7 protein-coding genes are annotated in these 9,707 nt (G+C 41.5%); 5 read left to right on the top strand and 2 right to left on the bottom strand.

The window, feature by feature from the left end; all coding sequences use genetic code 11:
• Positions 1-370 precede the first annotated feature (370 nt).
• On the bottom strand, positions 371-541 hold the full coding sequence (locus tag RMY27_RS33595; RefSeq protein WP_322669133.1) for a hypothetical protein: 171 nt from the start codon (positions 539-541) through the stop codon (positions 371-373).
• 658 nt (positions 542-1,199) lie between these two features.
• On the opposite strand from RMY27_RS33595, the gene cax reads away from it, so the two are divergent.
• Entirely contained in the window at positions 1,200-2,321 is a 1,122-nt protein-coding gene (gene cax / locus RMY27_RS33590) for a calcium/proton exchanger (RefSeq protein WP_322669132.1), read from the top strand.
• Positions 2,322-2,365: 44 nt separating this feature from the next.
• Here cax and RMY27_RS33585 read toward each other — a convergent pair whose 3' ends face one another.
• Positions 2,366-3,946 (bottom strand): phenylacetate--CoA ligase family protein, encoded by a 1,581-nt coding sequence (locus tag RMY27_RS33585; RefSeq protein WP_322669131.1) that lies wholly within the window; start codon positions 3,944-3,946, stop codon positions 2,366-2,368.
• Between the two features lie 210 nt (positions 3,947-4,156).
• On the opposite strand from RMY27_RS33585, the gene RMY27_RS33580 reads away from it, so the two are divergent.
• The 4 genes from RMY27_RS33580 to RMY27_RS33565 all read left to right on the top strand — a co-directional run bounded on the left by RMY27_RS33580 (position 4,157) and on the right by RMY27_RS33565 (position 9,144).
• Positions 4,157-5,842, top strand: coding sequence for a serine/threonine-protein kinase (locus RMY27_RS33580; RefSeq protein WP_322669130.1), 1,686 nt, complete (start codon positions 4,157-4,159; stop codon positions 5,840-5,842).
• A gap of 182 nt (positions 5,843-6,024) precedes the next feature.
• Positions 6,025-8,199, top strand: a complete 2,175-nt coding sequence (locus tag RMY27_RS33575; protein WP_322669129.1) for a serine/threonine-protein kinase — start codon at positions 6,025-6,027, stop codon at positions 8,197-8,199.
• Between the two features lie 216 nt (positions 8,200-8,415).
• The gene (locus RMY27_RS33570; RefSeq protein ID WP_322669128.1) at positions 8,416-8,805 is read left to right on the top strand and encodes a hypothetical protein; all 390 of its coding nucleotides are present in this window, start codon (positions 8,416-8,418) and stop codon (positions 8,803-8,805) included.
• Positions 8,806-8,937: 132 nt separating this feature from the next.
• Entirely contained in the window at positions 8,938-9,144 is a 207-nt protein-coding gene (locus RMY27_RS33565) for a hypothetical protein (RefSeq protein WP_322669127.1), read from the top strand.
• Positions 9,145-9,707: the final 563 nt, after the last annotated feature.

Genomic DNA, 9,707 nt, shown 5'->3' with positions numbered 1-9,707 from the left:
AGCTGGTGTTCTGGACGAATAAGCTGGTGTTCTGGACGAATAAGCTGGTGTTCTGAACGAATGGACTTATCCGCTTGACTACTTATTAAACTTGAAGAAGCCCACCTTTGCTAGGCTACAGTGGTGTACACAAGTCTGAAATAGCTGATTAACCAAGGTTTTACCCCACCCTAACCCTCCCCTTTACAAGGGGAGGGAACTAGATTTCTTTCCGGCTTCCCCCCTTTCCAAGGGGGGATTGAGGGGGGTAATTTGACTTGTGTGTACACGGTAGCCTTGTAAAGGGGAGGGAACTGGATTTCTTGTTTCCCCCCAATGCATCGAGGGATTAAGGGGGGTAATTCGACCGAGCAAAGAGGAGCTTATGATATTATTGATCCTCAGAATGGCGATGTCTGGGTAACAGGCTCTTTTTCTGCTTGTCTTGCAAACTGCTGGCTTGTTTCAGGACTGGGATACACTGGTTAATCATCCAGATTAAAACCTCGATTGGTGAGTCTCCTCGCTGAAGGCGGTTTTCGGCATTTACGCCAATTAGCATTGTTTGCAAAATTAGCAAGAAAGCGTAGGCGTAGCCCGCACTTCTCTACGAGACGCTGCGCGAACGACAAAGCTCTGTTACCACCGCAGGCATCGTTTTTGCGATCGCCGTGATGAGTTAATTAAAAGACTTCCAAATAAAAAACATCCCAAAACTGACGCAAAAATCTTCTCTATTTATCCTCTCTCTGCGTTCTCTGCGTCTCTGCGGTTAGTTTATTTGGATAATTTATTTCTTGGAAATCCCTAACGCTCTCCTAAGAAGATTGTGATTTTAATTGCGTTGTTACCCCCCTTAGTCCCCCCTTGCAAAGGGGGGAAACAAGAAAAATCCGTTTCCCTCCCCAATACATACGGGGAGGGTTAGGGAGGGATAAAAAAGATTTGAAATTACGACTTTTAAAACATCCTCTAAGAGTCATGGAAGAGCGTTAATTGTAATAAGTAGCAATTACAGCAGTCAAAGGGATTAATTTATTTATCAGCCTCATCCATCTTTAGCCAGTTAGCAAAGTTTTTCGCAGCAGATAAAATTCTTGAGGAAGAAATTTATCTACTGTAAGTTCTTTAGAAAGTGTTACAGACAAGGAAAATTGCTTTTATTGTGCAATTATTTCAATGAACTAAACGATTGTTATCATTATTAGAGTTATATACTCATGCCAACCGCACTCAAAAATATACAAATTAAAAACCTAATTTCAATAGGTTTACTAGTTTTCGTGCCTATTGCTATTGTGGCAGAAAAGTTAGAATGGGATGCATTAATAGTATTTGGACTTTCAGCAGTTGCAATTATTCCGTTAGCAGTTTGGCTGAGTCAGGCCACAGAAGAAATTGCTGTGGTTTTAGGCCCTTCTATCGGAGGCTTATTAAATGCAGTCTTCGGTAATGCAACTGAGCTAATTATTGCTCTAGTAGCTCTCAAAGCAGGCTTGGTAGATATTGTTAAAGCCAGCATTACCGGAACTATTATCAGTAATTTACTGCTGGTAATGGGGCTATCTATGTTGCTAGGAGGGTTACGCTATAAGGAGCAGACTTTTCAGCCAATGGCAGCGCGAGTCAATGGCTCGACAATGACACTAGCAGTAACTGCAATTGTCCTACCTGCAATGGTAATCACTACATCTAATGTCGTCGAGCAAAGCGCTATTACTAATCTGTCGATTTTTGTAGCAGTCATTTTAATTGTAGTTTATGGTTTTACGCTGTTATTCTCGTTGAAGACTCACAGCTACCTCTACGATGTTGGGGTTGTAGAACTAGAAGGTGTTTCTGAAGACGAGGCCGCCACAGAGCCAGATAAACATTCAAAGCCAAACTTGAGCCTTTGGGTTGGTGTTTTGCTGGTAGCAACGATTGGTATAGCGTTCGTGTCTGAGATTTTTGTCGGTGCAGTTGAAGAGGCAACAAAAGGACTAGGATTGACACCTTTGTTTACCGGAGTAATTTTATTACCACTAGTTGGAGGTGCAGCCGAATATGTAACTGCTGTCCGAGTAGCAATTAAGAACAATATGGATTTGGCAGTATCTGTAGCAATGGGATCGAGTCTACTAGTTGCTTTGTTGGTTGCACCCATCCTTGTGCTAGTTGGGCAGGTAATTGGACAACCAATGGATTTAAACTTTAACTTGTTTGAGGTTGTTGCAGTGATCATTGCAGTGGTGATTGCCAACTTAATTAGTTTGGATGGTCGCTCTAACTGGTTAGAGGGGATGTTGCTGCTAGCAACCTATGCTGTACTGGGTGCTGCCTTCTACTTCCATCCAGTTTGAGCGCTAATCGGGCAGCTTTTTGGAGATGAAAGCGAAACCAAACTTTATTGACGGGTATAACGATGTTTCACCCCAATGGGGAAATATTCAAAATCACCCATTGGGGCTAATGTAACTTGTGGTGTTTGATATTCTGCGGGAACATAATTAGCAAACTCGCTATTTAGGCGTAGCAGTTGTGAAAGAATAGAAGATGCGATCGCTTCTCTTCGATCTTCACTACCCTCTACTCCTACTGCTAATTCCACAACTACAGATAAAAATCGGTTTTTGTCAGCATCTTCCTTCACCTGCAACACAAATTTACCCGTCACCCATTCTTGAATTCCTGGTTGCTCTAATCCCACCGTCACATTTTCGGGATAGATATTTGCACCAAAGTAAGAAACTGTAAAGTTAGAACGACCGAAGACATAAACAAAAGGTAGCTGATGAATACCTCTAGGTGAGTGCTGAGTGCTGTTAGCGGAAGCGGGGCGTTTAGCCCGTGCTGAGTTTGGAGTGTCGAATTCTGAATTGTGACTCTCATTCTGTAACGCTGCAACAGCATCAAATCCCCATTCGGCTAAAAATTGCAGCATAGCTTCATAACTAATTATCCCGCCAGTATCCAAGATGTCATAACGCACTAAGGGAATACCGTTATCTCCCGAAAACAGCAATCCGCCATCTTGAACTTCAAAAAAGCGAGTGAAAGGATCGTATTGTACTAGTGTGGGTAAACGCGATTCCCCAAATAAAGCTCTCGCTGCATCGGGATTTTCTGCTAAAAAGCGACGGATACAAATACTTAACGGGGTTTCATTACCCAAAACTCCCGCATCCGCAGTGCCGTAAAGTGATGCAAAATCATAACAAGGATTTTGTGAACCAACTCTTTGGGCAACTAAACTCCGCCATTCTTCACTAAATACTTCTCCTGCCATCACTAATTTAATCTGATATTGCTGCCACTCCACACCACGAGCGATACCAGTATCAATGACATCTTTTAAAAATGGCGGGTATCCCAATAACACCACTTGTTCAAAACCTGAACCTAGTTCCTGCACAACTCGCAAGATTTCTTCTTTATTGTTACCAGGAGTAATTACAGTGATGGGATAACCTTTGCTAGCAAGATAACGACAGCAATTAGTAGTAAACATTCCACCTACCCAAGTGCCTAAAGTGAAACAAATCACTGCTAAGGTACGTCTGCTGTCTGAATAGAAACTATCGTGAAAAATCTGTTCAAAGCGTGTGGCAATTTGGAGTTCATCTGTGAAAAAACGAGGCCAAAATGTCGGTTTACCACTGGAACCGGAAGACGCAGCTATCATGTCGCACTCTTGGAGTTGCCCGTTGCGGCACAAGTCAGCTAGAGGATAACGCAGTATATAATTTTGTTTAGCGATCGCTGGTAGTTTTTGAAACTCCTCTAAGGTTTGAATAGTGGCGGGATTAATTTCCCTTTCTGCTAAAAACGCCTTGTAGGCAGGTACATTAGCTGCTACATCGTGAAATAAACTCAAAGCTGCCGAAGTTTGAGTGTTGAGATGCCTTTGCAGTATGGTTTCTAAGGGGGTAGACAAAAAATCTTCAAATGCTTTAATTACTTGCTGCTGTCTTGATTTGCCGTTCATGACGCTTGCTTATTTATCCTGAAGTAGAACCAACATCGTTAAACAGTGCTGAGTGCTGAGTGCTGAGTGCTGAGTAAAAAAGTAATAATTGCGTGGGCTAAACGCCCCGCTAACAGCATCAAATGCTCTTAACCTTTGGATAGAATATCCGAAAATGAGGGTATGCGCGTTGTAGTCATTCAATAAAACCTTAATTTATCCTTCAGCACCATGCAGCTCTATTGCAGTAAACAACACACAAATAATGGTAGTAACCGCTTTTGCACCCATTGTGGTGAACCATTACCTCTTGCTGTGGGACAGGTTGTGGATAATCGCTATCAAATTATCCGTCATCTAGGACAAGGTGGCTTTGGACGCACCTATTTGGCGGAAGATATAAATAAATCCCGTCAAACCTGTGTGCTGAAGGAATTTGCACCCCAAGTACAAGAAAATCAAGATTTACAAAAAGCTAAAGAGTTATTTGAAAGAGAAGCGAATGTCCTAAAAAAACTTCAGCATCGACAGATTCCGCGTTTTCACACCTCGCTACAAGTGAAGATAGGCACTAAAGATTTTTTCTTTCTAGTGCAAGATTATGTGGATGGTGACAATTATTACCAGTTATTAGAACAGCGGCAAAGTCAAGGAAAAACCTTTAGTGAAGAGGAAGTAATCACCCTCCTGCAACAGATTTTACCTGTATTATCATACATCCACTCACGGGATGTAATTCACCGTGATATCTCTCCCGATAATCTAATTTTGCGGCGTTCTGATAATCTGCCAGTGCTAATTGATTTTGGTGGTGTGAAGCAATTGCCAGCTTCTCAAGGTTTTTGGCGCACCAAGTTGGTTGGAAATAACACTTTGCTGGGTAAAAAAGGCTACGCTCCAGAAGAACAGCTACGGCAGGGCAAAGCATTTTTTAGTAGTGATTTATATTCTTTAGCGGTGACATCACTGGTGTTACTCACAGGTCAAGAACCACAAAAATTATACGACAGCTATCAGGGAATTTGGGGATGGGGAAAGGAAATCCGAGTTAGTCCCAAACTAGAGGCGGTGTTAAAAAAGATGCTGGCTTATAGACCGAGCGATCGCTACGAACGAGCCGAGCAAATCCTCAGAGATTTACCATCGCCAACTGCAACTAAATCCCCAGGTAATTATATTACTACCAAGATCAAGACGATGGTAGTTGCTCCCGGAAGACAACACGCCAGTGCTGTTGTGAGTAGATTCCAGAGGCAAACGCAAGCGATTGCTAAACCGATAACTTTCCCTGTTTGGATTCGCCCTTTTATGATGAGTTTAGGGGTAACGGCGTTAGTTGGATTAACTTTAGCGGCGGGAAATGCAGCTATTCGGGCGGTAACTTCAATCACCATCCCATCAATTTCATTACCTTCATTACCGCAAATTCCACAGTTTCCAACTGGCAAACCAGGCGGCGACAAAGGAAAAAATAGCGACCTCCAGAAAATTATCAGTCGTCGTCAAGAGTTAGAAATTACTGAAGGATTTTTTATTCGCACAGTAGATGATTTATTTTATACAAAAAAACCAGAATTAAAAGGACGTAGCCTGACATCTAAACCTGAAGATGCGGATTTACGAGATGAATGGTCTGATATGGCTGATAATTTATTGGATAAACTAGAACAGGCTAACCTCAGTACAGTATCTCGTCGGAAACTGGGGAACTATAGTCAAAAAGATTACGATACATGGAGACGAGAAGCGCGATCGGGGCAGTTTGGGAACTATACAATCGATCAGTTGACCAAAGACACTAATGAAAAATTCGATCGCTTGTTTCCCGATCAGGAGCGTAGGAAACTCAATCAACAGACTTTTGGTCAAATTTGGTATGCGATCGCAGCCGAGCAAGTCAGTAAAGTACAAAGATAAAGTTAGGAGTGAGAAGTTATAAGTTAGGAGTTATGGGTTATGAATTAGGGCAATTTTCTTTATAGATCACGGTTTAATACACGGAGTAGTGTAGTTAAATCAAGTGGAAAATGCTACTCGCTACTCCTTGTTACTATTAACTCCTAACTCCTAACTCCTAACTCCTAACTCCTAACTTTCCAATGAATTCAATCTATTGTTCTAAAGGACATGAAAATTCCCCAGGTAGCCGCTTTTGTCTCCAGTGTGGCGAAAATTTGTTGGATACGCCCATGAGTTATGGTATACAACCAGGAATGACTTTAGGCGATCGCTATGCGATCGTGCGTCAAATTGGCCAAGGTGGCTTCGGACGCACTTATTTAGCTGAAGATGTCAACCGTTTCCGCGAACTTTGTGTTTTAAAAGAATTTTCGCCCCAAGTTCAAACCGCTTACGTTGTCCAAAAAGCTGAAGAACTCTTCGAGAGAGAAGCAAGTGTTCTTTATAAACTGCAACATCCCCAAATTCCCCGCTTCCGAGAACTGCTGCGGCTGAATTTAGGGGGCAAAGAATATCTGTTTTTGGTGCAAGATTATGTAGAAGGGGAAACTTACAATTCTTTGTTAAATACCCGAATAAAACAGGGTTTGCGCTTTACAGAAGTAGAAATACGCCAATTATTCTTTTCAATTTTGCCAGTGTTGGAATACATTCACTCACTAGGAGTAATTCATCGAGATATTTCCCCAGATAATTTAATGCTTCGGACTGTTGACAGACTGCCAGTTTTAATTGATTTTGGCGGTGTCAAACAAGTCGTAGCAACTGTAGCTTCCGAATATTACCAACCCGGTATGGTTGCACCTCCACCAGCACCAACCTTATTAGGCAAAATAGGATTTGCGCCCCCAGAACAAATGCAAACTGGGTTAGTATCTCCCCACAGCGACTTGTATGCTTTAGCAGCAACAATGTTGGTTTTACTGACAGGGAAACAACCCCAAGAATTAATTGATACCTATACTCTCAGTTGGCAATGGCGACGGGAAGTTAATCTGAGTCAAGATTTGGCACAGGTATTAGATAAAATGCTATCTGCTAGACCAAGCGATCGCTATCAATCAGCCCGTCAAGTACTCCAAGCCCTCAACTCACCCCCAGCAAACTATCCGCCAACTCAATATCCCACTCCACCACAACCCACAGCCGCCACCGTCGCCGTCTCTCCACCTCCCCCACCTTCCCCAACCCCTGCATATCCTTCATATCCCTCATCTTCCCCCTCTTCCTCCTGGTGGACGCCAACAAAAACCTTCCTGGTGGCGGCGTTAGTCGCTGGTAGTGTGGGATTAATTTGGTGGGGATTGAATGGCAGACGAGATATTGGGCAAGTCGATCCTAATCCTACAGCCAGTCCCGTTCCAACTAGCGAACAACCAACCGATCCTTTAGCGCAATATTCGCCAGCAGAACGAGAACGCAAAGAAAGATTAAGCGATCGCCGTGAACAGTTGGGTATTGACTCTAACTTCTATGTGAACTTGGTGAATCAAGTTTTTTGGGACAGAAATCCCAGTTTACGGGGACGTACTCTCAGCAATGGCCCTGAAGACGAGAGTTTGCGCGCAGAGTGGGATAAAACAGCTTCAGAATTACTAGAAAAGCTTGCACCACTGAGTAATAATACCCGCCAAAAACTGGGAACTTACACAACTGCTGAACGCGATCGCTGGAAAGCAGAAGTCAACAAAATCAACGTTGGTAGTCGTTCTTTATATGATTTGGGAGATACTGCTTTTTTAAGTGTATTTCCTGAGCAGCGGGGTAAAAGTTTTCAAGGTCAGCCCATTGGACAAGTTTGGTACGGATTTGTTAGCGATCGACTCAGTGCAATCCTTGCTGGTAGAGCTTTCCAGAAACTTGTCTTCGATCCTGGAGCTACTGGCAAAACAGTCAACGGTACTCTCCAACCTGGTGGTGGGAAAGTATTCATTGCTGGACTTGCCAAAGACCAATCTCTAGACTTGAACCTAGAAGCAAATTCCCAAGTCTTGTTATCAGTCTATTCACCCTCTGGCAAAATTCGATTTTTAGAAGATTCTACCAAGCGTAGTTTGTCAACTAAATTACCAGAAAATGGATTTTATGAGTTTGTCGTGGTTTCCACAGCAACAAAGCCAGTAGATTATCAACTCACTATTACAGCAGAAAATCCCATCGCTCCCCCACCACCAACACCCACGCCCACGGAAACATCCACACCTGCACCAACTCCCACGCCAACGCCAACACCTACGCAAACACCCACGCCTACAGAAACCTCCACACCTGAACCGGAACCTACACCAATACCAACTCCTGAGACAACGCCATAGTACCGCAAGGCGGAAGTCAAAAGTCAAAAGTTTGTATATCAAGGCTTTTGCTTGTTTAAAATGGTGGCTTGATTTCTGCCGCGCTGTACTAGTATTGGTGTTTAGACTAAGAAAGGACAAAATGACCCAGTAGTGCTGAGTTAAGGATCTCAAAATGTATATAGTTAAAAGTCGAAGATTTAAATTAACTTTGAGGCTTATTTCCTTTGTTTAATAGTGCCTTTTTTAATAATACTTATAGCTAAGACCGCAAAAAAAGTGATGAAATGGATAATTTTTTATATAACAAAACCATTAGTAATCTCAGCAATCATAGGATCAATCATAGGATCGCTCTGGGCAATATTTTATCTACTGTATAGCCAAAATATTCAAATAACTCTCAAATTATTTTTCTACTCATTTTTGGGAGGATTGCTTGGTGGAATAATTGGTGGTTTTATTGGTCATCTAGTTGGTTCGAGGGTATCTGAAGAATTTTCAGGTGATTTCTTTATTACCTCTGAAGGCGCAAGTTGGATTATTTGGCTTTCAATTTTCTGGATTATAGGCATTATTGTGGGAGCAGTTTTAGGAGGATTGATTTTTATCAGATTTTATTTATAATCCGTTCTGGATAAGTACGTGTTTATAGATCCTATTCGTGCGTATTTTTAGTTTTTTGTCGAATTTCCGTCTTTTATGTTATGTGTTTAACTATAAAATTTTCCGGCTCATACTACTATACATATATTATAAATGAAAACTCAAAGTATTATTGTAATCGTAACGATTCCAACAGTTATTTTAGGAATGCTTGGAGCAATTTGGGCAATATTTTATTTCAGATATACCCAAAATATTCAAGCAAGTTTTGAATTGTTTTTCTACTTCTTTTGTGCCGGTTTGATTGCTGGAATAGTTAGTCTAATTATTGGTATTTTATTTAAGTCGATACTTTATTAAAGTATCAGGTTTGGGATGGACATTATTAGAAGGTTCTTTGAGAGAGAGTACACTAGTAGTACTTTTGTATACCTAAATAGTAATAGTTAATGTTTCGCTCTCTAGTGGTCAAACTTTAGCTATTATCATTGCTGCACCTTTATTAGAGGATGTTTGAAAAGTCGTATTGTCGGTATAAAAAGTTATAGATACCCCTAAATCCCTCTATATATTGGAGGACTTTGATTCCCGTTCCCACTTTTTTAAGGGGAGCTAGGTAAAATACTTTTCAAACAACCTCTAAAGTCTAGCTAGTAGTCTCTCAAGTTTAAATTGATAGGTAAGTAAGTTCGTAGTAAAGACTTTAGTCCTTAGTTTTCTAAGCACTAAAATGCTTACTACAAACTTTTCATTACTAGCTTAGACATTAAACCTCTTGCAAAAATCCTTGAATACCCCTCCCCAACCCTCCCTGATGTGTTGAGGAGGGGGCAATATTTCAAGTTTCCCCCCTTTATAAGGGGGGATTAAGGCAGGGCTGTTTCATTCCATAAGGAAAAGAAGTTTGTCAATATCATTAGAGA

The organism is Nostoc sp. DedQUE09 (assembly GCF_034530915.1).
Classification (GTDB): Bacteria; Cyanobacteriota; Cyanobacteriia; order Cyanobacteriales; family Nostocaceae; genus Nostoc.
This window is presented reverse-complemented; position numbering and strand designations above follow the sequence as displayed.